General features: G+C 63.0%; 22 protein-coding genes. 13 read left to right on the top strand and 9 right to left on the bottom strand.

Annotation, left to right across the window (positions count from 1 at the left end):
* The first annotated feature begins 259 nt into the window (after positions 1-259).
* Both F2P44_RS32790 and F2P44_RS32785 read left to right on the top strand, forming a co-directional pair.
* Positions 260-517, top strand: a complete 258-nt coding sequence (locus tag F2P44_RS32790; protein WP_167094042.1) for a hypothetical protein — start codon at positions 260-262, stop codon at positions 515-517.
* A 126-nt stretch (positions 518-643) separates the two neighbouring features.
* On the top strand, positions 644-1,480 hold the full coding sequence (locus F2P44_RS32785; protein WP_167094040.1) for a CPBP family intramembrane glutamic endopeptidase: 837 nt from the start codon (positions 644-646) through the stop codon (positions 1,478-1,480).
* Between the two features lie 208 nt (positions 1,481-1,688).
* Here the strand turns inward: F2P44_RS32785 and F2P44_RS32780 are convergent, their stop codons facing one another.
* Entirely contained in the window at positions 1,689-2,039 is a 351-nt protein-coding gene (locus F2P44_RS32780) for a DUF1294 domain-containing protein (protein ID WP_167094038.1), read from the bottom strand.
* Positions 2,040-2,251: 212 nt separating this feature from the next.
* Between F2P44_RS32780 and F2P44_RS32775 the strand changes: the two genes are divergently transcribed.
* Both F2P44_RS32775 and F2P44_RS32770 read left to right on the top strand, forming a co-directional pair.
* Positions 2,252-2,770, top strand: a complete 519-nt coding sequence (locus tag F2P44_RS32775) for a hypothetical protein (RefSeq protein WP_167094036.1) — start codon at positions 2,252-2,254, stop codon at positions 2,768-2,770.
* A 47-nt stretch (positions 2,771-2,817) separates the two neighbouring features.
* Positions 2,818-3,234 carry a DUF3597 domain-containing protein gene (locus F2P44_RS32770; RefSeq protein WP_167094034.1) on the top strand — a complete coding sequence of 139 codons (417 nt, stop codon included), beginning with the start codon at positions 2,818-2,820 and terminating at the stop codon, positions 3,232-3,234.
* Positions 3,235-3,329: 95 nt separating this feature from the next.
* Here F2P44_RS32770 and ycaO read toward each other — a convergent pair whose 3' ends face one another.
* Entirely contained in the window at positions 3,330-5,036 is a 1,707-nt protein-coding gene (gene ycaO, locus F2P44_RS32765; RefSeq protein WP_167094032.1) for a 30S ribosomal protein S12 methylthiotransferase accessory factor YcaO, read from the bottom strand.
* A gap of 181 nt (positions 5,037-5,217) precedes the next feature.
* The gene (locus tag F2P44_RS32760; RefSeq protein ID WP_167094030.1) at positions 5,218-5,865 is read right to left on the bottom strand and encodes a DUF642 domain-containing protein; all 648 of its coding nucleotides are present in this window, start codon (positions 5,863-5,865) and stop codon (positions 5,218-5,220) included.
* A 227-nt stretch (positions 5,866-6,092) separates the two neighbouring features.
* Between F2P44_RS32760 and F2P44_RS32755 the strand changes: the two genes are divergently transcribed.
* A complete protein-coding gene (locus F2P44_RS32755) occupies positions 6,093-8,378 on the top strand; it encodes a sugar nucleotide-binding protein (protein ID WP_167094029.1) in 2,286 nt (761 codons plus the stop codon).
* A 33-nt stretch (positions 8,379-8,411) separates the two neighbouring features.
* Here the strand turns inward: F2P44_RS32755 and F2P44_RS32750 are convergent, their stop codons facing one another.
* Positions 8,412-8,894 carry a T6SS effector amidase Tae4 family protein gene (locus tag F2P44_RS32750; protein WP_167094027.1) on the bottom strand — a complete coding sequence of 161 codons (483 nt, stop codon included), beginning with the start codon at positions 8,892-8,894 and terminating at the stop codon, positions 8,412-8,414.
* A gap of 343 nt (positions 8,895-9,237) precedes the next feature.
* On the opposite strand from F2P44_RS32750, the gene F2P44_RS32745 reads away from it, so the two are divergent.
* A complete protein-coding gene (locus F2P44_RS32745; RefSeq protein WP_167094025.1) occupies positions 9,238-10,995 on the top strand; it encodes a cation:proton antiporter domain-containing protein in 1,758 nt (585 codons plus the stop codon).
* 22 nt (positions 10,996-11,017) lie between these two features.
* Entirely contained in the window at positions 11,018-11,758 is a 741-nt protein-coding gene (locus F2P44_RS32740; RefSeq protein ID WP_167094023.1) for a substrate-binding periplasmic protein, read from the top strand.
* Position 11,759: 1 nt separating this feature from the next.
* Here the strand turns inward: F2P44_RS32740 and F2P44_RS32735 are convergent, their stop codons facing one another.
* Together F2P44_RS32735 and F2P44_RS32730 are read right to left on the bottom strand one after the other, a co-directional pair.
* Positions 11,760-13,367 (bottom strand): NAD(P)-binding protein, encoded by a 1,608-nt coding sequence (locus tag F2P44_RS32735; protein WP_167094021.1) that lies wholly within the window; start codon positions 13,365-13,367, stop codon positions 11,760-11,762.
* Positions 13,367-14,878 (bottom strand): polyamine aminopropyltransferase, encoded by a 1,512-nt coding sequence (locus tag F2P44_RS32730; protein ID WP_167094019.1) that lies wholly within the window; start codon positions 14,876-14,878, stop codon positions 13,367-13,369. The genes F2P44_RS32735 and F2P44_RS32730 overlap by 1 nt, the downstream gene beginning before the upstream one ends.
* Before the next feature lie 65 nt (positions 14,879-14,943).
* On the opposite strand from F2P44_RS32730, the gene F2P44_RS32725 reads away from it, so the two are divergent.
* The 5 genes from F2P44_RS32725 to speD are packed head-to-tail and all read left to right on the top strand — an operon-like array spanning position 14,944 to position 18,486.
* On the top strand, positions 14,944-15,330 hold the full coding sequence (locus F2P44_RS32725; RefSeq protein WP_370662782.1) for a DUF350 domain-containing protein: 387 nt from the start codon (positions 14,944-14,946) through the stop codon (positions 15,328-15,330).
* Between the two features lie 37 nt (positions 15,331-15,367).
* Positions 15,368-16,414, top strand: coding sequence for an SPFH domain-containing protein (locus tag F2P44_RS32720; protein WP_167094017.1), 1,047 nt, complete (start codon positions 15,368-15,370; stop codon positions 16,412-16,414).
* A 10-nt stretch (positions 16,415-16,424) separates the two neighbouring features.
* Positions 16,425-17,903 carry a DUF4178 domain-containing protein gene (locus F2P44_RS32715; protein ID WP_167094015.1) on the top strand — a complete coding sequence of 493 codons (1,479 nt, stop codon included), beginning with the start codon at positions 16,425-16,427 and terminating at the stop codon, positions 17,901-17,903.
* Entirely contained in the window at positions 17,900-18,073 is a 174-nt protein-coding gene (locus tag F2P44_RS32710) for a hypothetical protein (protein WP_167094013.1), read from the top strand. Before F2P44_RS32715 ends, F2P44_RS32710 begins: the two co-directional genes overlap by 4 nt.
* Positions 18,070-18,486: an adenosylmethionine decarboxylase gene (speD, locus tag F2P44_RS32705; RefSeq protein ID WP_167094011.1), complete on the top strand. Its 417-nt coding sequence runs from the start codon at positions 18,070-18,072 to the stop codon at positions 18,484-18,486. Before F2P44_RS32710 ends, speD begins: the two co-directional genes overlap by 4 nt.
* 96 nt (positions 18,487-18,582) lie before the next feature.
* Here speD and F2P44_RS32700 read toward each other — a convergent pair whose 3' ends face one another.
* Genes F2P44_RS32700 through garD form a run of 3 tightly spaced genes read right to left on the bottom strand, consistent with a single transcriptional unit; the run spans position 18,583 to position 21,813 of the window.
* Positions 18,583-19,437 carry an aldose 1-epimerase gene (locus F2P44_RS32700; protein WP_167094009.1) on the bottom strand — a complete coding sequence of 285 codons (855 nt, stop codon included), beginning with the start codon at positions 19,435-19,437 and terminating at the stop codon, positions 18,583-18,585.
* A gap of 16 nt (positions 19,438-19,453) precedes the next feature.
* The gene (locus tag F2P44_RS32695; RefSeq protein WP_167094007.1) at positions 19,454-20,260 is read right to left on the bottom strand and encodes an NAD-dependent epimerase/dehydratase family protein; all 807 of its coding nucleotides are present in this window, start codon (positions 20,258-20,260) and stop codon (positions 19,454-19,456) included.
* Positions 20,261-20,262: 2 nt separating this feature from the next.
* Complete coding sequence (garD, locus tag F2P44_RS32690) at positions 20,263-21,813, bottom strand: galactarate dehydratase (RefSeq protein ID WP_167094005.1); 1,551 nt, start codon at positions 21,811-21,813, stop codon at positions 20,263-20,265.
* Positions 21,814-22,050: 237 nt separating this feature from the next.
* Between garD and F2P44_RS32685 the strand changes: the two genes are divergently transcribed.
* Positions 22,051-23,295, top strand: a complete 1,245-nt coding sequence (locus F2P44_RS32685) for a CaiB/BaiF CoA transferase family protein (protein WP_229423881.1) — start codon at positions 22,051-22,053, stop codon at positions 23,293-23,295.
* Positions 23,296-23,478: the final 183 nt, after the last annotated feature.

Here is a 23,478-nt window from a genome sequence, read left to right as displayed (position 1 = left end):
CCCGCAAAAGCGATGGCGAGCCCGGCGTCAAGACCATCTGGCGAGGATTGGACCAAGTAATGACCGCAGCTCAAACATTGCAGGCACTACGGGAGGAAGGCGCCTGAGTTGTGTATAACGAGATGGGTTCGGGTATTTGACGCCGAGCCCGAATGCGGTACCGAATCAGTGCAAAACGAACGGCTTACAAATACGACGCCCCCAACATCTGATCCTTAGCGGCAGGAGCCATCCTTTAATAATACCAATCGAGTCACGCTTGAGAAATCTCAGCATCGCCAATTTTTCTTCTCGTAACATTCCTGTAGCCAATATTGGCTGCGACAGGAGAAACACCATGCAGGTATTAAATGTCGAAGAGATCATGATGGTATCGGGCGGCAAGGCGAGCCCTCGCAGGTTCGATATGATCCCGCAAGCGCAGTCGGAGTGGGGAAGGGTAGCGAATGACGTCTTTAACGGCCTCGGAGAACTGGGCTCATCCATCGGAATAGGTTTATACGATCTCCTCCATTAATATCGCCTTCGAGGGACCGTATCGGCGACAGATATCGCGCCACAGCATGTGGCGCGATATCTCACAGAAATTACAACATTACATATGCAATAACATTATCATCGAAAATATGAGCGAGGCAATTGCATGAAATTTAAGATCCTGTTTCTGATACTAACCTTCAGCATGATTGTACGAACCACATCATTTAACGTACTTAGCACATACTGGCGCGACTCGACGTATTACGCGGAACACGTAGCTATCATGGCCATGTTTGCTGCCATGACCGTGACAAGCGTTATTCAATTCGGACTCAACAAAAAAAAGCTCGCCATCATCTTGGGCAAGGTGACAACACCGTCCCACACCCTTCTATCAATCACCGTGGCAGTTCTATTACTCATGTTAACTTTTGGCGAAAGTGCAGCTTTTACATTGTCACTCGCGCAATATAATATCCAAAATGCATACGACTTAGGCAAATTTCACGCCGAGACATACGACTCGCATTCGTTTTTCTCGCCGCCGATCTTGGTCTTCATTTTTTCGAGCGTAATTCTTCCCGCAATATTTGAGGAAATATTTTTCCGAGGATTAGTTTTTCGCTCACTGTACAAAGAACATTCCTTTTTTAAAAGCGCGGTATGGACCGCTGTTTTCTTCACATCTGTACATTTCCTGAAGCCTGTCTATATAAGTACATTTCTATTTTCACTTGTACTTTCCTACCTCTATGCGGCCACACGTTCTTTGCCAAGCTGTATGATCGCGCATGCCACCTTCAATTTTTTAGCGTTTATCAATCAACATTATTTCGATTTCCATCGAATCAGAGACCTTAGCCAGATAAGTCACTTACACGATTGGATTCCTCAGTTTGCCATGCTCGGATTCTCCCTGATTGCATTTAGCTTGCTCGTCCTCTGGTTTAAAGACGCAATCAAACAGGCTGCTCTTCCACAACTACCCTCAACAACATAGCGTTGCGCGGCGCCCAAAACCGTCGTCATCCCGATAGCACAAGCGGACTGCCCCGATACTGCACAAACTACTGCGCAATATCACCCCGAACTCGGCCGCCTGAAAGACGCGTGCCCGATTTGTGGACATGTCCAGATGCACATACTTAATCACCGTTGCAGGCCGCATCAGGCGGATCACTCTACGCCGCGGCTGCACGCGGCGCCTCTTACAGCATGCGCATGAACGACAGCGGCGAACAGAGGTACACAAAGGCAGCGGCATTGCAGACCACCGTGATCCAGAAAGCGATTTGAAACGGTCGCTTGGACGTCTTGTGGCGCAGCCACTGCTGCGCCAGCACGGCGCCCGGCCAGCCGCAGCCCAGGCCGAGCAACAGCAAGGTGCGTTCGGGTGTGCGGTAGCTGCCGGCGCGCGCCGCCGCCTTGTCGATCGCGTACAGAGCGAAGCAGGCGCAGCTTGCCACCAGATACAGCACGCCCAACGACAGCGGAATGTCCCAGGCCAGCACGGCGCCCCCGAACACGGCGGCAAACATCAGGATCGACAGATAAGGCATCAGGGTGGCCGTCAGTAAAAAACGCCAGCTTAGAGGGCGCGGGATCGCCGCGCAATCATTTCCACTGAATCGAGGAAAATTGCCTTATTATCAGCTTTAACGACACCACGGTGCGCTGGCGTACAGATGGCAACCCCGCCGCAGCCTAAGCTCCGGCATCGGCCTCGCGCAAACCAGCGCAGCGATGCTTTTCTAATTCACGTGGAGGGTGTATGGCTTTCGATTTAGGTAATCTACTTCAGCAATACCTGGGCGGTGCGGCCAACAGCAATGGCGCGCGCGCACTCGACGACTTCGACCAGGTGGCGCAGAACGCGCCGCGTGACACGATGGCCCAGGGCGTGTCGGAAGCATTGCGGTCCGACCAGACCCCGCCATTCCCGCAGATGATCGGCCAGCTGTTCGGCCATAGCGACGCCAACCAGCGCGCCGGCATGCTTAACCAGCTGATCAGCAATGTCGGTCCCGGCCTGCTCAGCTCGATCGCGGGCGGCGCCCTCGGCAACCTGTTCCGTGGCGGCGAGACGCCAGCCGCGATCACGCCTGAACAAGCGGCCCAGCTCACGCCGGAGCAAGTCCAGCAAATCGCGGAAGACGCCGAACGCAACAACCCGAGCATCGTCGACCGCATGGGCGACTTTTACGCCGAGCATCCGACCCTGGTCAAGACCATCGGCGGCGCGGCACTGGCCATCGTGCTCGGCCGCGTGGCTGAAGGCATGCGCCACTAGGCAATTTCAGATTCAATTCTTCACCCACACACAAAAAGAGGTTACACATGGGCATTCTCAGCAATATTTTCCACAAAATCTTCCCGTCGTCGCACCCTGCCGTGCAGCCAACCTCGACCCAAGCCGTACCGCCGGCATCGATGCAATCGGCTGGCGTAGCGCCGGGCGCACCAACCCAGGCAGCGGTTCCGCCACCGGCCGCGCCGATGGAACAGGTCGACGTCGAAGCCATCCTCAGCGGCATGCCGCAAAGCCAGAGCCTGAACTGGCGCACTTCCATCGTCGACCTGCTCAAGCTGCTGAACCTGGACAGCAGCCTGCAATCGCGCAAGGAACTGGCGCACGAGCTTGACTACACGGGCGACACCAGCGATTCGGCATCGATGAATATCTGGCTGCATCGCCAGGTGATGAACAAGCTGGCGGCCAACGGCGGCAAAGTACCTGCCGACCTGAAGGACTAATCCGCGCTGGAGGGACTGCGGTCCCGCCGCCAGCCAGACGAAAAAAACGCCGCCGGGCGATCAAGCCGGCGGCGTTTTTCGTTGGCGCTGAATGCTTATACGAACAGCTTGTCGTACGCGGCCAGCAAGGTCTGGTGCATGGCGCTGCCCTGCATGTCGGTGCCGAGCGTTTCGAGCCCGAAGAAGCGCTCGCTGCGGTCGAGCAAGGCCTCGGCCTGGCGCACCGTCTCTTCGCCGTACAGCAAGTTCATCGAACGGCGGTAGTTCTCCACGTCTTCCACGTTGAGCATGCTTTCGATGCAGCGGTACACCAGACGGCGGTCCGGCGCCAGGTCCTTGAAGTGGTGAATCCAGTCGCAGCCTTGGAGAATGCCATCTTCATCGCCGACCGCCAGCGCCAACAACGTTTTCAGTTCGCCGATGCGCAACTGCTTCCACGGCGTGCCGAGCGGAATCGCCAGGCCCAGGATTTCCCACAGCGGACGCTCATCGTTCACGTTCATGGTCTGCAAATCTTGCAGCAAGGCCGCGCACTCGTCCTCGCTCAGCGCATCCAGGCGCACCAGCTTCGGACGGATCAGGTTGCCGATGCTATTGTTTTCCCATTCCAGGTCTTCCACCGGATAGATTTCCGAGAAACCCGGCACCAGGATGCGGCAGCTGTACGCGCCCTGCTCGCTGAAATCGGCCACGTAGATATCCTTGCCTTCGCCATGCAGGCAATCGACCAGCCAGTGGTAGTCTTCTTCCGTGGTGGAGCTGAAATTCCAGTCGACGAACGGGAAATCCGGGGTGTCGCCCATGAACTTCCAGCTGATCACGCCGCTCGAATCGACAAAGTGGATTTCCAGGTTGGCCACGGCATTGATTTCGCTCATGTCGAAGCCCGGTTCAGGGAAGCCTTCCAGCGAATCGAGCGCACGGCCTTGCAACAGTTCGGTCATCGCGCGTTCCAGGGCGATTTCAAAGCGCGGGTGCGCGCCGTAGCTGGAGAACACGCCCTGGTCTTTCGGATGCACCAGGGTCACATTCATCACCGGATACTTGCCGCCGAGCGAAGCGTCCTTGACCAGGATGCCGAAACCGGCGCGGCGCAAGCCATCGATGCCGGCCTGGATGTTCGGAAAGCGGGCGACGACCTCGTCCGGCACTTCCGGCAGGCACAGGCCTTCGCTGATGATGCGGTACTTGATCTGGCGCTCGACAATCTCGGACAAGGCCTGGCAGCGCGCTTCCATCATCGTATTGCCCGCCGCCATGCCATTGCTGACATACAGATTGCCGATGATATTGACCGGGATAAACGTCTCGCTATCGTCGCGCAGGCGCTTGTACGGCAGCGCGCAGATGCCGCGCTCCACGTTACCCGAGTTCAGGTCGACCAGCACCTCGGCATCGATCTCGCTGTCCGGGTTATAGAAAGCGTGCAATTCCGGATTGAGCATCTCGCTTGACCAGGCGCCGTCCGGGCCCGGCTTGAACCAGCGTTCCTGCGGATAATGCACGAAAGGCCGGTTGGCGCGCGTTGCGCCGAGGTGAAAGTGGGTCCAGAAATAATGCGTGCCGAGGCGCTCGAAGAATTCGCCGTAGGCGCTGGCGCGCGCGGCCAGTTCAGTCGCACCCTTACCGTTGGAAAACAGCATCGGACAATCGTTATCCTTCATATGGGTCGACCAGATACCGTCGACCTCATGCAGCAACGACGACTCGTTCAGAACAAATCCCCGTGCGGCCAGCTTGGCCTGCATGGTGTCGATGGTCGATTCGAGGGCGGCGTCTTTGCCTGGAATGAAGGTGTTCATGCGAATTCCCTGTGTGGTGGGGGGGGGCACTGCGGATAGCCGGAGGAAGTCGGAACGCATGATACAGCAACAAAAACGACAACCGGGGCCAAACATTGCCCAACCGGGGTCAGACCTCGGTTGGGCAATGTTTGGCCCCGGGAATGCGACGCCGGTCCAGGACCGGCGCGGCGCGGAGACTTTAGGCTTTCTTGTTGCGGCGAACGGTAGCGCCGACGATTGCCAGGCCCAGCAGGAACAGGGCGTAGGTTTCCGGCTCAGGAACCGGGGTCACGTCGACCGACACGGCGTCCAGGTAGGAACCGTAGGTTGGCGACGAGGTCGGGCCAACCGATTCAAAGCGCAGCTTGGTCAGCGGGCTGGTGGCAACCAGGTCGGTGATGCTGAACAGGTTCCACTGGCCGCTGGTGCCGCCCATCAGCAGCGAATCGTTCAGCTTGGTGTCGCCCCAGTACACATTCATCGCGCTGTTGGCGTGGCCGGCGGTGTCCGGACGGCCCGAGTAAGCGAACGATACCGAATAGGTGCCGGCTACCGAGGTGTCGATCATCTGCCATACCGAGCTCAGGCCGGTGCTGTTCAGTTCCAGGTACTGGCGGCCATTGGCTGCGTACGGATTGAAACCGGCGGCGCCGCCCTGCTTGGCACCCTTTTGGATTTCAAAAATGCCGTTGCTGGAATTCCAGCCGGTCACGGCATTGAAATTCTGCCACGAGCTGGCGGTCTTGTTGACTTCAAAGCTGCCATTGACCACGAGGTCGGCGCGCGCTGCGCCACTGGCGAACATGGCGGCGGCAAACAAACCGCTCAGGAAAACTGATGATTTCATGTACATCCTAAAAGTGATTACTAAAACGAAAGTATTGTTACGTAATTGATAGCGGATCATATCATTGATCCATATCATCTTTGTAGTCAGTTAACAAAAATTTCCTGTTTGCTAGCAATTTTTCGTTGTTTTTTGCCATCGATTGCGCACATCCAACGACAAACTGAACTTTTCCGCGCTGCCCGGTATCTAATTTCTAAAATTGCCTAAATGTTATGAGTGAGCTTATGCCATCAATCGACATCGACGCAGCACACCCGCCGCTTGCCCTCTGGGGCGGGCTCGAATGTACGGTCAATCGCGTGGGAGACAACTACTTCAGCCAGATAGAAAGAAACGGCCATCACGGCCGTGCCGACGATGTGGCGCGCTTCGGTTCACTGGGAATCAGCGCCATCCGCTACCCGCTGCTGTGGGAGCGCCTGGCGCCAGGCGGCCTGGACAGCGCCGACTGGTCCTGGGCCGACGCCCGCCTGAACGCCCTGCGCGACGCCGGCATCGCCCCCATTGCCGGGCTGGTCCACCACGGCAGCGGCCCGCGCGACACCTGCCTGACCGATCCCTCGTTCGCCACCCGCCTGGCCGGGTATGCCGGCGCCGTGGCCGCGCGCTACCCCTGGATCGACGCCTACACGCCTGTCAACGAACCCCTGACCACCGCGCGCTTCAGCGGCTTGTACGGCCTCTGGTATCCGCACGGGCGCACCGACCGCACCTTCGTGCAAGCGCTTCTGATCCAGTGCCGCGCCACCGTGCTGGCCATGGGCGCGATCCGGCGCGTCAATCCGCACGCGCGCCTGGTGCAGACCGACGACCTGGGCAAAACCTACAGCACGCCCGCCATGGCGCGCTGCGCCGCCTTCTACAACGAGCGGCGCTGGCTGGCCTGGGACTTACTATGCGGCAAGGTCGGCCCGGAGCATCCGCTGTGGGGCTACCTGACGGACCACGGCGCCCGCCCGGCCGAGCTGCTCTGGCTGCGCGACCATCCCTGTCCGCCCGACCTCATCGGCGTCAATTACTACGTGACCAGCGAACGCTGGCTCGACCACCGGACAGAGCGCTACCCGGCGCACTTTCGCGGCCATGCCGATGGGATGCCCTGCGCCGATATCGAAACCGCGCGCGCCCTGGCCACGCCCACGCCCGGCATCGGCCCGCTGCTGCAAGAGGCCTGGGACCGCTACCGCATCCCGCTGGCGGTCACCGAAGCGCACATCGACGCCAACCGCGAAGACCAGTTGCGCTGGCTGCTCGAAGTGTGGGAAGCGGGCCAGCAAGCCCGGCGCAACGGCATCGACCTGCGCGCCGTCACTGTCTGGGCGCTGCTCGGCGCGTTCGACTGGAACAGCCTGGTCACGCAAAGCCGCGGCTACTACGAGCCGGGTCCGTTCGACGTGCGCTCGCCGCTCCCGCGCCCCACCGCGCTGGCGGCCATGATGCGCGAACTGGGCAGCGGCCAGGCGCCCTCGCACCCGGTGCTGCGCGGCCAGGGCTGGTGGCGGCGCGCCGGGCGCTGCCTGTGCCCGCCCGTGGCCACGCCCGAAGCGCCGACCTCCATCACGGCCGATGGCCACAGCCTGGTCGGCACGGCCTCGGCGCCGATCCTGATCACCGGCGCCACCGGCACCCTGGGACGCGCCTTCGCCCGCATCTGCGCGCGCCGCAACCTGGCTTACCGCCTGCTCAGCCGCCAGGACATGGACATCGCCGACCCGGTCTCCGTGGAGCAAGCCATGCAGCGCTACCATCCCTGGGCGGTCATCAACGCCAGCGGCTACGTGCGGGTGGACGAGGCCGAAAACGACGTGGCGCGCTGCTTTCGCGACAACGTCGCCGGCCCGGCGGTCCTGGCCGCCGCCTGCGCGCGCCACCAGGTGCACCTGACCACCTTTTCCAGCGACCTGGTATTCGACGGGCGCCAGCAGTGTCCGTATGTGGAAAGCGACGACGTCGCGCCGATCAACGTGTATGGCAAGAGCAAGGCAGCCGCCGAGCGCACCGTGCTCGACCGGCACCCGGGGGCGCTGGTGGTGCGCACCAGTTCCTTTTTCGGCCCCTGGGACGGCTACAACTTCGTGACCCAGGCATTGGCCAGCCTCGAAAGCGGCACCCCGTTCGCGGCCGCCGCCGACATCACGGTCACGCCGACCTACGTGCCCGACCTGGTCCACGCCTGCCTTGACCTGGCCATCGACAAGGAATGCGGGGTCTGGCACCTGACCAACGGCCATCCGCTCACCTGGCTGGAACTGGCCAGCATGGCGGCCCGGCAAGCCGGGGTGGATGCCAGCCGGCTCGAAGCGCAATCGCGTGCCGACTGCGGCTACGTCGCCGCGCGCCCGGCCTACAGCGCGCTGCACACCGAGCGCGGCATCCTGCTGCCGGGGCTGGACAGTGCGATCGGCCGTTTTTTGCAGATGCGCGGCGAGAGCGTCGAACGGGAACAGGCGATCCACTGCACCGACACACGCCAGCAAGCCAAGACGGGGAGGCGCCACCAGGCCAATTGATGGCCTTTCATCAGACCACCTGAGCGGACTTGCTTAAACGAGTGGCCAGAACCACACTTCCGTGGCTTGCCAGTAGCATTCGGTGCCGCAGCTAAGCAGCCCGGCGCTGTGAGGGGCGGGGAAGATGATATCGATGTGCCCTTGATCCGGCCCGCCCTCGCCGTCGATGCGCCAGAACGAGACAATGCCGCTGCGCGTGCCGATGGCCTCGCGCGCCTGGCCGCCGCGATACACTTCCGGCAATCCCAGCAGATTACGGCGTTGCAGCAAGATAGACAGGCGCGCGTGGCCGGGTTCGATCAGGCTGCCCTTGTGCTCACCCTTGAGGATGGCCAGCCGGCCGGGGATGCGCATGCCGGAACGCACCAGCGCCAGGCTGACGCGGGTGGCGCAGGTATCGTGATAGGCGGACACCTCGATCAGGGCATCCCAGCCGATCGCCTTGTACAGCGTGGCGCGGTCGACGCTCGCGCGGGCGGGGTAGTTGTCGCGCACGGTGAAAAACGAGGGCTTCATGCTGGAACTCCGATGAGGCGGCAGGTCAGTCATATTGCCTCGCGGATATAACCTACCGTTTGCGCTGCCGCAAGTTTCATTCCCGCCGCACCCGTACGCAATCAAGCCTCACCGGCGCACACTCCCGTCGCACCGCCCACCCTCCCCGCGCACCATTTCGTCCCCCCGCGCGCCCTTTCGTCGCACCCGCGCCCCCTTTCGTCGCACCCGCGCAGGCGGGTGCCCAAGTTCCCAGCTCAGCCATCAACATGAAACACACCGTCCCGGCAGCACCACCCCCCGCCGCCGCTCCCCACTGTTATAGAATGACAAGAGCGATCAACTACCCGACAGGCCCCCACCCGTGCAAGAGCAACACGCCTTCCCCTTCCTGAGGGAAATCCTCCTGTTCCTCTCGCTCGCGGGCATCCTGATTCCCACCCTGCAACGACTACGCATCAACCAGGTGCTCGGGTTCCTGGCCGTGGGCGCCCTGCTCGGCCCGTTCGGCCTGGGCCTGTTCGCGGACACCCACCCCTGGCTGGCCTACCTCACCTTCCCACGCGCCGAAGGCGTGGTCGCCCTGGCCGAACTGGGCGTCATGTTCCTGATGTTCATGATCGGCCTGGAACTGTCGGCCGCCCGCCTGTGGGCGCTGCGGCGCTGGGTATTCGGCGCCGGCACGGCCCAGGTCTGCATCAGCGCCGCCCTGCTCGGCGCCGTCATCTACCTGCTGGGCTACCGCACGGAAAGCGCCGTCATCCTCGGCATGGTGCTCTCGCTCTCCTCCACCGCCGTCGTCATGCAGTTGATGAACGAACAGCACAGCACCAACACCCCGCTCGGCCAGGCCGGCTTTTCAATCCTGATGCTGCAGGATCTGGCGGTGGTTCCGTTGCTGATCCTGATCGGCGTCATGGCCAAGGGCGAAAGCGACGGCATTGTCTCGCTGGTGGCCATCACCATGCTCAAGGCCGCAGCCGCCATCGCGCTGATCTACCTGGTCGGCGGGCGCCTGATCCACCCCCTGTTCCGCATTTTCACGCGCCACCGCCAGCCCGACGTCTTCATGGCGCTGGTGCTGCTCACCACCCTGGGCATCGCCGGCCTGAGCGCGGCGGCGGGCCTGTCGATGGCGCTCGGCGCCCTGATCGCCGGCCTGCTGCTGGCCGAAACCGAATTCAAGCACGAGGTCGAACTCATGGTCGAGCCCTTCAAGGGCTTGCTGATGGGTTTGTTCTTCATGACGGTGGGCATGGGCATGGATGCGCGCCAGATCATCGATGCGCCCCTGTGGCTGGCCGGCGCCGTGTTCGGCCTGATCGCGATCAAGGCGGCTGTCATCGCCGTGCTGTTCCGCATCGGCGGCTTGAGCTGGGGCCGCGCCGTCGAAGGCGGCCTGCTGCTCGGCCAGGGCGGCGAGTTCGCCTTTATCGTGATCGGCTACGCCACCGCCAGCAAACTGGTCGACGCCGACCTGGGTGCGCGCGTCATGCTGGCCGTGGGCCTGTCCCTGTTCGTCACGCCCCTGCTGGCACGCCTGGGGCGCGACATCGGCACGCGCTGGGAGCCGCGCGACGACGAACAGGCAGCCACGCCCGACCAAGCCGCCCTCAAGGCAGCGCGCGGCCACATCATCATCGCCGGCTTCGGACGCGTGGGCCAGCAACTGGCCAAGCTGCTCACGGCCGAAGGCATCGGCTACATCGCCTTTGAAAATGATGCCCGCCTGGCCACCAAAATGCATGGCAAAGGCTTGCCGGTCTACTTCGGCAATGCCGCGCGCGCCGAACTGCTGCGCCACGTGAACGCGGGCGAGGCGCCGGCGATCGTGCTGACGATGGACCATCCCGCCTCGGCCCTGCACGCGGTGCGCGGCATCCGGCGCGAGTTTCCCGACGTGCCGCTGCTGGTGCGCTCGCGCGACGAACAGCACGCGCGCGCGCTGAAACGCGCCGGCGCCACCATCGTGGTGCCCGAAACGCTGGAAGCGAGCTTGCAGCTGTCCGCCTTCGTGCTCGAAGCCCTGGGCATGGACGAGGAACGGGTCGACCGCATCGTCGACGGTGAACGCGACCTGTTCCTGGCAACGCTGGACGCCGAAATCCGTACTCATCCATGAAACGGGGTGCGATAATCGTTTCATGAAAAACCTGGTCTTGCGCCTGTCGATCCTGTGCGCGCTGCTGCTTGCCAAGCCCACGGTGGCCGAAGTGGTCACTGTCTACACCAGCGCCGGTTTCGCGCCGCTGATGCTCGGCGACGGGCGCGGCATGTACCCGGACCTGATCGGCTACCTGAACCAGCGCAAGCTGGGCAAGCTCACTTTCAGGCTGCAATACATGCCGCGCAAGCGCTTGCAGGTCAAGCTCGAAGACGGCAGCATCGACGGCATGGTCATCGGCATGATGCCCGAATGGTTCGACGACGTGGAACAGAAAAAGTATCTGTGGTCGGCGTCGTTCGCCTCCGACCGTCATGCGCTAGTGTCGCTGGCCGCCAAACCGGTCAGCCCGGACACACCGGCCGGCCTGGTAGGGGCCTCGGTCGGACTCACCCTCGGCTACCACTATCCCGGCATCGACGGCTGGCTGGCCAGCTCGCGCATGCTGCGCAGCGAAGGCGCGAGCGACGAGAAAAACCTGGAAAAGCTGCTGCTCGGGCGCCTCGATTGCGTGATCGTGGCCGAATCGATGGCCCGCTACTTCATCCGCGCGCACGCAATGTCGTCCAGGCTGCACGTGGCCATCCTGGCCAGCCCGCCCACCGAGCGGCGCATGCTCGCGCCCCACAACTACGCCGCCGCCTTCGGCCAGATCGCGCCGGTGCTCAAAAAACTCAAGGACGATCCGGCCTGGCAGCGCATCGTCGCCACCTACCAGTAATTTACCGGAGTACCTTGAGCGCGGCCTGCACGCCCCACCACGCGGCTTCCTCGAACACCGAAAAACCCGACAGGTCGGCGTGCGCGAACACGATCGGCCCATCGGCTTCGCGCAAGGCCTTCAGGCCCGCATTGCTGCGAAAGCCCGGCAGCGGCGCCGCCATCGCGTGGCCGCGCAGGGTGATGTCGACCCGCTCCACGCAGGCCGCGAACTTCCAGCCGTAGGCGCTTTTCAGGTCGGCGCTGGCCAGCGCCACCAGGTCGTCGGCGCTGGCCGTCATCATCCACTTGCGCGCCGCGTCGGGCGTGCGGTCCGACAGCGCCACGTAGGCGGAAAATACAGTCTTGGCCGGCGGCGCCACGCGGATATCCTGGTGGGTCGAGACCACGTAGCCCAGCCCCGGCTCCTGGTACACCACGTTATCCCACGCCAGCGGCGCGTGGGGCAGCTCGCGCGGAAAATCCTTCATGAGGAAATTGGCCACCATCCACGGCGCGTACGATGGCGTGTGGCGCTTCGCATCGAAGCCCAGGGCGGCGATATCCTCGACCACGCGCGCGGCCACGTACAGCGGCATCGCGCAGATCGCCTTGCGCGCCCGCACCAGCACACTGCGCGCCACGCCGCCCTCCAGCGTGAAGCACAGCGCTTCCACGCCAGCCCCGCTGCGCTTGAGCGACACTGCGGTGCCGGCGCGGCGCCGCACGCCTGACGCGGCGGCCAGTTTGTCGGCCACCACCTGCATCCCGCCCGGCCAGGTCAACCAGGCCCCGTTGCCGGCGTTGGCCGCTTTGCCCCAGCGGCTGCAATAATAATGCAGCCCGGCCCACGCCGAGACCTTGTCGTAGCGGGTGCCGTAGTCGTCGCGGCAGCAGTAGTTCAGGTACCAGTGCAGGGTCGGCGAGCGGTAGCCCTGCTGGTCCAGCCACTCCTTGAGCGTGATGCGGTCGAGTGCATCGAACACCGGGTCAAGGGACGAGGTCACGGTGGGGAAGACGAACACGCGCTTGCCGTCCGCCCCGCGCAGCTTGCGCAGGCGTTCGACCTCGGCGAAAAAGCGTTTGTGCTCGGCCAGTTCTTCCGCGCTCACGCCGTCGGTCGGAATGAAGCCTTCCTGCCAGCGCCCGTTGAACAGCAGGCGCTCCTCCGGCCCGTGCAGGATATAACGCTCGTCGTAGTACGGTTTTTCGCCGTACGGGTCGCGCTCGATGATGCCAAGGTCGAACAGGATCTCGCGCACATGCACCGACTCCGGCGACGGCAGCGGCAGATAGTGGCCGCCGGTCGGATAGGCCAGCTCGCCAAAATGGCCGCCGGCGGCATTCCCGAACGGCTGCGGGCCATCGATCATCAGCACCTTGCGCTGCCCTTCGCGCTCCAGCTTCCAGGCCGCCGTGAGGCCGGCAATGCCGGAACCGAGGATCACGATATCGGTCTCGATTACCTCGCCAGGCGCCGGCAGCTTGCCGCGCTCGCGCAGATAATGACCTTCGGCGCGGCCCGGATAATGCACGCTGGGCGTGATCTCCAGCCAGCGCTGGAACCCGGCCGCGCTCACCGCCGCCGCCCCCACGCCGCCGGCCAGTGCCAGGAATGAGCGCCGGTCCATCAGCGGATCACCCTGCGCCAATCCTGCTCGAACTCGTGCACCAGCGACTGCGTATTGAGCCGGTTCGGCGCCATCTCCAGCCGCTGCATATCGGGCGGGAAGGCGAACATTTCGCGCGTGGTCGCTTCGTTCAGGTAGCGCATCGCCAGCCGGTAGCTGGTGGGCGGCACATACTCCTGCTCGGGCGACGCCATGATGAAGCCCCACTCGCCGAACGACGGCACATAGGCATGGTACGGCCAGGTGCGCATGCCGACGTCGCGCAGGGTGGCGTCGATGGTCCAGTAGGCGTGCGGCGCAAAAAAGGGCGAAGTCGATTGCACCACCACCAGCCCCTTGGCCGCCACGTGCTTTTTCACCATGCCGTAGAACGGCACCGAATACAGTTTTCCGAGCGCGAAGCTGGACGGGTCGGGAAAGTCGATGATGGCCGCGTCGAACATATCGCGCGTGCCTTGCAGCCAGATCGCGGCGTCGGCGTTGACGACTTTCACGCGCGGGTCGGAGAACGATCCGCCATTGAGCTTGACCAGCTCCGGGCGGGTGGTGAACGCCCGCGTCATGGCCGGGTCCAGGTCGACCACGGTCACTTGTTTGATGTTCGGGTAGCGCAGGATTTCGCGCAGCGCCAAGCCGTCGCCGCCGCCCAGTACCAGCACGCTGCGCGCCCATGGCAAGGCTTGCAGCGCCGGATGGACCAGCGCTTCGTGATAGCGGTACTCGTCGCGCGAGGAAAACTGCAGGTTGCCATTGATGTACAGGCGCATGTCATCCTTCCAGCGCGTGATCACCAGGCGCTGGTACGGGGTGCTGGTGGAGTACACGATTTCGTCACCGAACAGGCCATGTTCGCCCCACTGCACCATGCGGTCCGACAGGGCGAAGCCCGCCACCAGGAAAAACATCACCGAGCTGGCGCGCAGCACGCGCCCGCCGACGTTGGTCAGTTCGGCGCGGAACACGTACAGGGTCCAGAATCCCACGCCGACGTTGAGCATCCCGAACAAAAAGCCGGTGCGCACCAGCCCCACGTAGGGCGCCAGCACCAGCGGGAACAGCAGCGACACGGCCAGCGCGCCCAGGTAATCGAAGGTCAGCACGCGGCTCACCAGGTCATTGAACGCGGTATCGCGCGCGTTCAGCGCGCGCATCACGAGCGGCACTTCCATGCCGACCAGCGCGCCGATCATGAACACCAGCACATATAACAGGGTGCGAAACGGGGCCGTCATCCATGAAAACGACATGAACAGCAGTGCCGCCGATACCCCGCCGATCAGGCCCACGGCCAGCTCGATGTCGATGAAGCGCGACAGCACATCCTCTTCGGCGACATACTTGGAAAAATGGGCGCCGACACCCATGGCGAACAGGTAGCAGCCGATGATGGTGGAGAACTGAAGGATCGAATCGCCCAGCAAATAGCTGGACAAAGCGCCGGCAATGAGTTCGTAGGCCAGCCCGCAGGAGGCCACCACAAACACGGAAAGTATCAAAATTCGTTTGGTCATGTCGTGTTTTATGCTCTAAGATCGTCGTGCACTATCATTCTGACCATCTTTCTTGGGGAAACCTCGTGCCCGCCATCCTAAACTATCTGCTCCACCTTGCAACAGCGGTTGCCATGGTGATGGCGTTTTTTGTCATTTACACGCGCCTGACCCCTTTCGATGAAGTGGCGCTGATCCGCGGCGGCAACCACGCGGCGGCATTATCGCTCGGCGGCGCGCTGATCGGCTTTTCGCTGACGATCGCCTCGGCCCTGCTGCATACCCGCGACTATTACCAGTTCCTCGAATGGGCGGCCGGCGCGATGCTGGTCCAGGTGCTGGCGTATAACATCGCCACACGGCTGCTGAAAATGTCGAAGGACCAGATCGAGGCCGACAACGCGGCCTTCGGCGGCCTGCTCGGCGCCATTTCGGTGTCGATTGGCCTGGTCAACGCCGGCGCCCTGTCCTGACCCGCCCTCATTCAACGCATTCCTACCGGAGACCGACATGTCCCTTGGCTCATTCATCAAGAAGCAGTTTATCGACGTCCTGCAATGGAACGAAGAGAACGACGGCGTGCTGGCGTGGCGCTTTCCCATGCAGGACTTCGAAATCCAGAACGGCGCCATCCTCAATGTGCGCGAGTCGCAGATGGCACTGTTCGTCAACGAAGGCAAGATCGCCGACGTCTTCGGTCCCGGCACCCACAAGCTCACCACCAACACCCTGCCGGTGCTGACCAACCTGAAAAACTGGGACAAGCTGTTCGATTCGCCGTTCAAGTCGGACGTGTACTTCTTCAGCACGCGCGTGCAGACCGGCCGCAAATGGGGCACGCCGCAGCCGATCACGATCCGCGACGCCGACTTCGACATGATCCGCGTGCGCGCCTTCGGCATGTACTCCTACCGCGTGGCCGACCCGCGCCTGTTCTTCACCGAAATCAGCGGCACGCGCGACATCTACACCCGCGACGACGTCGAAGACCAGCTGCGCGGCATCCTGCTGGCCACCATGGCCACCTCGCTCGGCAGCGCCAAAGTCGCCTTCCTCGACATGGCCGCCAACCAGGCGCTGATGGCGCAGCAGGTCAAGGGCGACCTGTACGCCGCCTTTGCACGCTACGGCGTGGGGCTCGATGAATTCAACGTCGCCAGCGTCAGCCTGCCGGAAGAACTGCAGGCCGCGCTCGACGAGCGCATTTCGGCCGGCATGAAGGGCGGCCTGTCGGGCGAGAAGATGAGCGGCTTCACCCAGTTCCAGGTTGCCAGCAGCATCCCGCTGGCGGCCCAGAACGAAGGCGGCCTGGCCGGCATCGGTGCGGGCCTGGGAGCTGGCGCGATGCTGGGCCACGCCATGGCGCAAGGCATGAGCGGCTCGATGATCCCGCAGGTGCCGCCGGCGCCGACCGCGCCCTTGCAGCCGCCCGTGCCGGAGGTCGACCCGATCGAGGAGCGCCTGCTCAAGCTCAAGGGACTGCTCGACAAGGGCCTGATCTCGGAAGACGACTACAACAGCACCAAGACGGAGCTGCTCAAAAAACTGATCGGCTAAGCCGCTGCACATGCAAATCGTTTCCTGCCCAAGCTGTGGCGCCGAAGTCCAGTTCAAATCGCACGCCGCCGTCATGGCGGTGTGCGAGTTTTGTCGCGCCACCCTGCTCAAGGATGCCGACGCGGTCAAGAACCTGGGCACCATGTCCTCCGTACTGGAAGACTACTCGCCGATCCAGATCGGCACCACCGGCACCGTCAGCGGGCGCAATTTCACGGTGGTCGGACGCATCCAGTTGCGTTACGCCGAGGGCATGTGGAACGAGTGGTACGTGCTGTACGACGACGGCAGCAACGCCTGGCTGGGCGACTCCTCCGGCCGGTTCACCCTCACCGCCGAACGCGCAGTCGCCGTCGCCCTGCCCGGCTTCGACGCTATCCGCGTGGCCGATGCGTACCATATCGACGAACAGCGCTACCTTGCGTCGGAAAAGCGCAGCGGCGAATGCGTCGCCGGCCAGGGCGAACTGCCGTTCCGGGTCGGCACGGGCTGGCGCATCCGCGTGGCGGACTTTCGCAGCGGACCGCGCTTCCTGACGCTCGACTACACCGATGGCGAAACGCCGGTGGTGTACACGGGGGTGGCGGTCACGCTGGCCGAAATGCGCTGCCAGTTGCTGCGCGACGAAGAACAGATCAAGGCCAGCGCGGGCAAATACCGCGGCAAGGTCGATGCGCTCGACTGCCCCTCGTGCGGCAGCACCATCAGCTATCTGCCGGGCGTGGCGACCAACCTGGTTTGCCCGGCCTGCGCCGCCCGGCTCGACGCCGCAGGTCCCGAGGCCAGCGTTTTGGCCGCCGGCGACAAAGTCGCGCAGATGCGCACCACGATCGAGATCGGTGCCAAGGCGAACATCCACGGCAGCAAGTGCACCGTGATCGGCGCCATGATCCGCGCAAGCGGCCCAGAGTCGCAATGGACTGAATACCTGGTCTATAGCGTGAACGCCAACTTCTTCTGGCTGATCGAAAGCGACGAGGGCTGGTATCGGGCCGACGTCATGACGCACTGGCCGGCATGGCATCCGACCGCGTCCGAACTGGCAAAGGCCGACAAGGTCGACTACGCAAAAATCGATGACTATATCGCGACCGTGGTGGCGGCGGCCGGCGCATTCAACTGGCGCGTGGCGGTGGGCGACACCGTGCACGTGATGGAATTCGAGCATGGCAAATCCATCCTGGCGGCCGAAATCAGCGCCGAGGAAATGACCTGGTCGCGCTCCAAGCCGGTCGCAGCCGACCAGGTCACGGCCTGGTTCGAAAAGGCGGTAAAAAAAACGCGTCCTCCCAAGGTCCGCAAGCGCGCGCCGGCATCGGGGCCGGCGCTGTCCGGCACATTGGGTAAATTCTTCTGGTGGCTGCTCGGGTTGAACCTGATTCCGCTGCTGTTTAACTTCGGCGCGACCGCCATGTACCTGATCCTGGCCCTGCTGGCCATTTTTATACCGGCGATGTTCACCAACGTGGCCGGCAAGGATGATAAATGAACGAAAAATATTTGATGTACGCGATCGCAGTGGCGATCCTCACCACGATCATCAGCTGGATCAGCATGTTCGACTCGTCTACCAATGGACACGGAGGCAGTCGCGGTGGCAGCAGCTGGAGTTCCAGCAGCGGCAGTTACGGCGGCGGTTCGGGTGGCGGGCATAAGTGAACACGCATGCGCACCGTCCGGCCGGCATTCATCTGCTGGTTGATTTTCACGGGGTCGATCCGGCCCTGCTGACCGTGACCGCCGATATCGACGCGCTGCTGCGCGCCGGCGCCGAGGCGGCGGGTGCGCGCATCTTGCACAGTCATTTCCACAGCTTCGGCGAGGCGATGGGAGTGACCGGCGTGGTGCTGCTGGCCGAGTCGCATATCTCGATTCATACGTGGCCGGAGTACGGCTTCGCGGCAGCGGATATTTTCATGTGCGGAGATGCGCAGCCGCAGTTGGCGTTGCAGGTGATGGAGCTGGCGTTCAAGCCGACGTCACGCGTGGTGCAGACCATTGAACGTGGCGTGGCCACTCCCGTTGGCCTGTCAATTATCGATACACCAAGCACCGTCGTTCCCGCGCAGTGAAGTGACCCAAGATCGATACACCAAGCACCGTCGTTCCTGGCAGTGCCAGGAACGACGGTTTTGAGGCTGGCGAAAAATCGACACGTGAGCGGCAGGCTAGGTGACCGCAAAACTGAATATCCGCCGCAATCTCTGCCCCGGCGCCAGCATCGTCAAACCATGCCGCACCGGCCCACCGGCCATATTGTGCGCGTTGATCAGGTGATCCACCGGCTCGAAGCAGAAAAAATCCCCACCAGCCGGCGCATACACAATGTAATACCCGCTATCAGCGGCAATCGCCAGATTCAAACCGCTCTCGGGCCAGTGAATGCGCGCTTGCCCATCCCAGCCCTCGAACACATTGTCGATCAAGCCATCAGGCAGCACGCGCTCACGGTCGAACGACCACGCCTGCGGAATCGCTTCCGCGTGCGACGGCAGCCTGTCCGCCCCCGCCATCCACACGCTGCGCGCCGCCGCCTGCAAAGTCGTGCCGGCACTGCGCGGCATCCACGGATGCAAACCCAGGCCGAACGGCAGCGCCAGCGCCCCCGTATTAATCACCTCCAGCGTCACCACCAGCGCATTGCCACGCAAGGCATAGTCGAGCGAAGCACGGTACGAGAACGGCACGCCGTCGCGGCGCTCCAGCATCAGCAGCACCTGGCTGGCCGACTGGAATGCCACTGTCCATGGCCGCTGCCAACCCTCGCCATGAATAGGAAACGAATCGCCTTCGCGGTTCGGGGCGATGTCATAGCGCTCACCGCCATACGAAAAGCCCCCGGCCATCCGGTTCGACCACGGCACCAGCGGAAAGCACGCCAATTGATTAGGACGCGGTGCCGCATCGCCACCGGCGTATGGGCGCAGCACCGGGACCGGTGCCGCACCGCCGATCCAGTCCAGACGCGACAAAGCGCCGCCGAAACCCGGAAGGATGTCGGCGCAGAGCTGCGCGTTACGCAAAACCAGCGATGACAGGCTAGTTATATTGAGGTCCCGTCAAAAGAAAACTGCCACCCTGGAAGGTGATGCTGATGTCGTCTGCCGGGGCGTAGTTGCCGTTGTCCGGGAACAGGTGCTCGAACCGGGTCGAGCTGTCCTTGGCCACAAAACCGAGGTGACGCGATTTGCGGTCGTCCCACCATTTGGCCTTGTTGTCCGACACGCCGAAGGCGATGGTGTGGCCCACGCGCGCGGCAAACAGCGAGCAGCGCAACGCTTCGACCAGGTCGTCGGCGCTCAGGTACGTAATCATCATGCGCGGGTTGAGCGGCTCAGGAAAACAGGAGCCGATGCGCAGGCACACGGTTTCGATGCCGAAGCGGTCGTAGTAGTAGCGCGACAGCGATTCGCCGAATACTTTGCTCACGCCGTACATGCCGTCGGGGCGCGGCGGCATGTCGGCGTCGACCAGGTCGGTGGTCTTGTAGAAGCCCATCGTATGGTTCGAGCTGGCGAATACCACGCGCTTGACGCCCGTCTTGTGAATCGCTTCGTACAGATTGGCCATGCCGAGAATATTGGCCTGCATGATCGCGTCGAACGGCGCTTCGGTCGAAATGCCGCCGAAGTGCAGTACCGCGTCCACGCCGTCCATCAGCGCCAGCACGGCGGCTTTGTCGGCCAGGTCGCACTGGACCACTTCTTCGCCTTCGCCGGCCGGGCCGACATCGGCCATGTCCGATAGGCGGACGATGTCGGCCCATGGTTTGATGCGCTCGCGCAGCAGGCGTCCGAGGCCGCCGGCGGCGCCGGTCAGCAGAATGCGTTTGAATGGTTTGCTCATAATCAGGTCACCGGTGCAGGATTGAAAAGGGTCAGGGCATTGTGCAGTTTCCAGTGTTCAGCCCAGGTCTTGCTGCCGCTGGCGACATCGAGCATCAGCTTGAACAGCTCCCAGCCGACGTCTTCGATGCTCGCTTCGCCACTGGCGATGCGGCCCGCGTTCACGTCCATCAGGTCGTGCCAGCGGCGCGCCAGGTCGTTGCGCGTGGCGACCTTGATGACCGGGCATTCGGCCAGGCCGTACGGCGTGCCGCGGCCCGTGGTGAACACGTGGATATTCATCCCCGCCGCCAGCTGCAATGTACCGCAGATGAAATCACTGGCGGGGGTGGCTGCGTAGACCAGCCCTTTCTGTTTGAGTTTCTCGCCGGGCGAGAGCACGCCGGTGATCGCGGACGATCCCGACTTGACGATCGATCCCATCGCCTTTTCGACGATGTTCGACAGCCCGCCCTTCTTGTTACCCGGCGTGGTGTTGGCGCTGCGGTCGACGCCGCCGCGCGTCAGGTAAGCGTCGTACCAGGCCATTTCGCGGATCATCGCTTCGGCTACTTCCGCGTTGACGGCGCGCGAAGTGAGTTGATCGATCCCGTCGCGCACTTCCGTCACTTCCGAGAACATCACGGTGGCGCCGGCGCGCACCAGCAGGTCGGTGGCGTAGCCCACCGCCGGATTGGCCGTCACGCCGGAAAACGCATCGCTGCCGCCGCACTGCACGCCCACCACCAGGTCCGACGCGGGACAGGTTTCGCGCTGGCGCAGATTGAGTACTGTCAGCTGCACATCGGCGGTGCGCATGATCGAATCGATCATCGACTGGAAGCCCACGTGCCCCTCGTCCTGCAGGCACACGTGCGCCGGATCGGCGCCGCTCAGGATCGGGATCGAGCCTTTCGGGAACAGGCGCGCCGGCTGCAGCTTTTCGCAGCCCAGGCTGACCACCATGGCCTGGCCGCCGAAGTTCGGGTTCTGGGTGATGTTGCGCAGCGTGCGGATCGGGATCTCGGCCCCCGGCGCATCGATCGCCACGCCGCAGCCGTAGCTGTGTTCGAGGCCGATCACGTCGTCCACGTTCGGGTAGCGCGGCAGCAGTTCGCTCTTGATGCGCTTGACCGCATGGTCGACCACGCCGGAGACGCATTGCACGGTGGTGGTGATGGCCAGGATATTGCGCGTGCCGACCGAACCGTCGGCGTTCCTGAAGCCCTGGAAGGTATAGCCTTCCAGGGCTTCCATGACCGGCGCGGCGCGGGTGGCGATCGGCAAGCCTTCGAGCTCGCGCGCGGCCGGCATGCGCAGTACCGCTTCGGAAATCCAGCTGCCCTTGGGCAGTGCGCGCGCGGCGAAACCGATGGTGACGTTGTAGCGGATCACAGCATCGCCTTCGGCAAGGTCGGCCAGGGCCACTTTATGCCCCTGCGGCACGGCGTCGGCCAGCACCAGCCCGTCGGGAAACACGGTCCCCACCGGCAAGCCGCCATCGTTGACCACGATGGCGACATTGTCGCCCGCGTGCATGCGAATATGGAGCGGTGTTTTTTCCGGTGTCGTCATTTGATAGCCTTGTCTGCCCGCACCCGCATGAGCCCAGGAAATGCGGGCGCCTTGCGGTCGGGTTTGCTAAGTATGCCAGCAAACTTTAAAATCGGCTAGTCCAATTCAAGTTATTGGTCTGACCAATTTAACTTTTCATCCAAAAATGATCAGGGCGGTCCGGCCGCGTTGCACGCTTGGCCGCAGAGGGGCTTGAGCCGATATAATTGCTGCCTGATTTGCAACAAGGCAGACACAATGACTCAAGCATTTTCGGGCATGCCCAAGGCGCTCGGCCACATCCGCGTACTCGATTTGTCGCGCGTGCTGGCCGGTCCCTGGTGCTCCCAGAACCTGGCCGATCTCGGCGCCGATGTAATCAAGATCGAACGTCCCGGCGTGGGCGACGACACCCGCGCCTGGGGCCCGCCGTACGCGCGCGACGCCGACGGCAACAACACCAGCGAGGCGGCCTACTTCCTGACCGCGAACCGCGGCAAGCGTTCCGTCACGGTCGATATTGCCACGCCCGAGGGCCAGGCGCTGATCCGCGACCTCGCGCGCGAGGCCGACGTGGTGCTGGAAAACTACAAAGTCGGGCAGCTGAAACGCTACGGCCTCGATTACGCCAGCCTGAAAGAGATCAAGCCGGACCTGGTCTACTGCTCGGTGACCGGTTTCGGCCAGGACGGGCCGTATGCGCACCGCGCCGGCTACGATTTCCTGATCCAGGGCATGGGCGGCTTGATGTCGGTGACGGGCGAGCGCGACGACCTGCCCGGCGGCGGTCCGCAAAAGGCTGGCGTGGCGCTCACCGATCTGATGACCGGCATGTACGCCACGGTGGCGGTGCTGGCCGCGCTCACGCACCGCGACCGCACGGGCCAGGGCCAGTACATCGACATGGCCCTGCTCGACACGCAGGTGGCGATGCTGGCCAATGTGGGCAGCAATTACCTTAACAGCGGCAAGGCGCCCAAGCGCTGGGGCAATGCGCACGCCAACATCGTGCCGTATCAGACGTTTGCCTGCGCCGATGGGCATATCATCGTCGCAACCGGGAACGATGGGCAGTATCAGAAGTTCGTCGAAACCGGTGCACGGCCCGATCTGGGGGCGGACCCGCGCTTTACCACCAATCCGCTGCGGGTGCAGCACCGCGACGTGCTGGTGCCGCTGCTGGCGGAGATGGTCAGGACGCGCACGCGCGACGAGTGGATTGCGCAGCTCGAAGCAGTCGGCGTGCCGTGCGGGCCGATCAACGATGTCGGTGAAGTGTTCGAGAACGAGCAGGTGAAGGCACGCGGCGTGGCGATCGAGATGGATCATCCGGCGGCGGGCAAGGTGAAGCTGGTGCGCAGCCCGATGAGGATGTCGCTCACGCCAGCGCAGGCCGATTTGCCGCCGCCGATGCTGGGGCAGCATACCGATGAAGTGCTGCTCGATTTGCTGGGACGGAGCGAGGAAGAGATCGCGGCGTTGCGGGCGAAAGGTGCGATTTAAGGATTGCTTCGTGTGCCCGGAAATGGCTAAAACGGTGCCGAAGGACCGCTTTGGGGCGAAGGACTAAACCGCTCGCGCGGTAGTCGGACTTCGATGCAGCCTGTGGTCCCGCCACAGCCGGGTTTCTGCTGCAAGATTGTAGCTGTTTCCTATGTTGGTTAGTGAGGCAATCGGCCTCATTCC

Origin of the sequence: Massilia frigida (assembly GCF_011682175.1) — a bacterium.
GTDB classification, from domain to species: Bacteria; Pseudomonadota; Gammaproteobacteria; order Burkholderiales; family Burkholderiaceae_D; genus Telluria_A; species Telluria_A frigida.
Note: the sequence above shows the minus strand (reverse complement) of the source record. Positions and strands in the feature narration are given on the sequence as shown.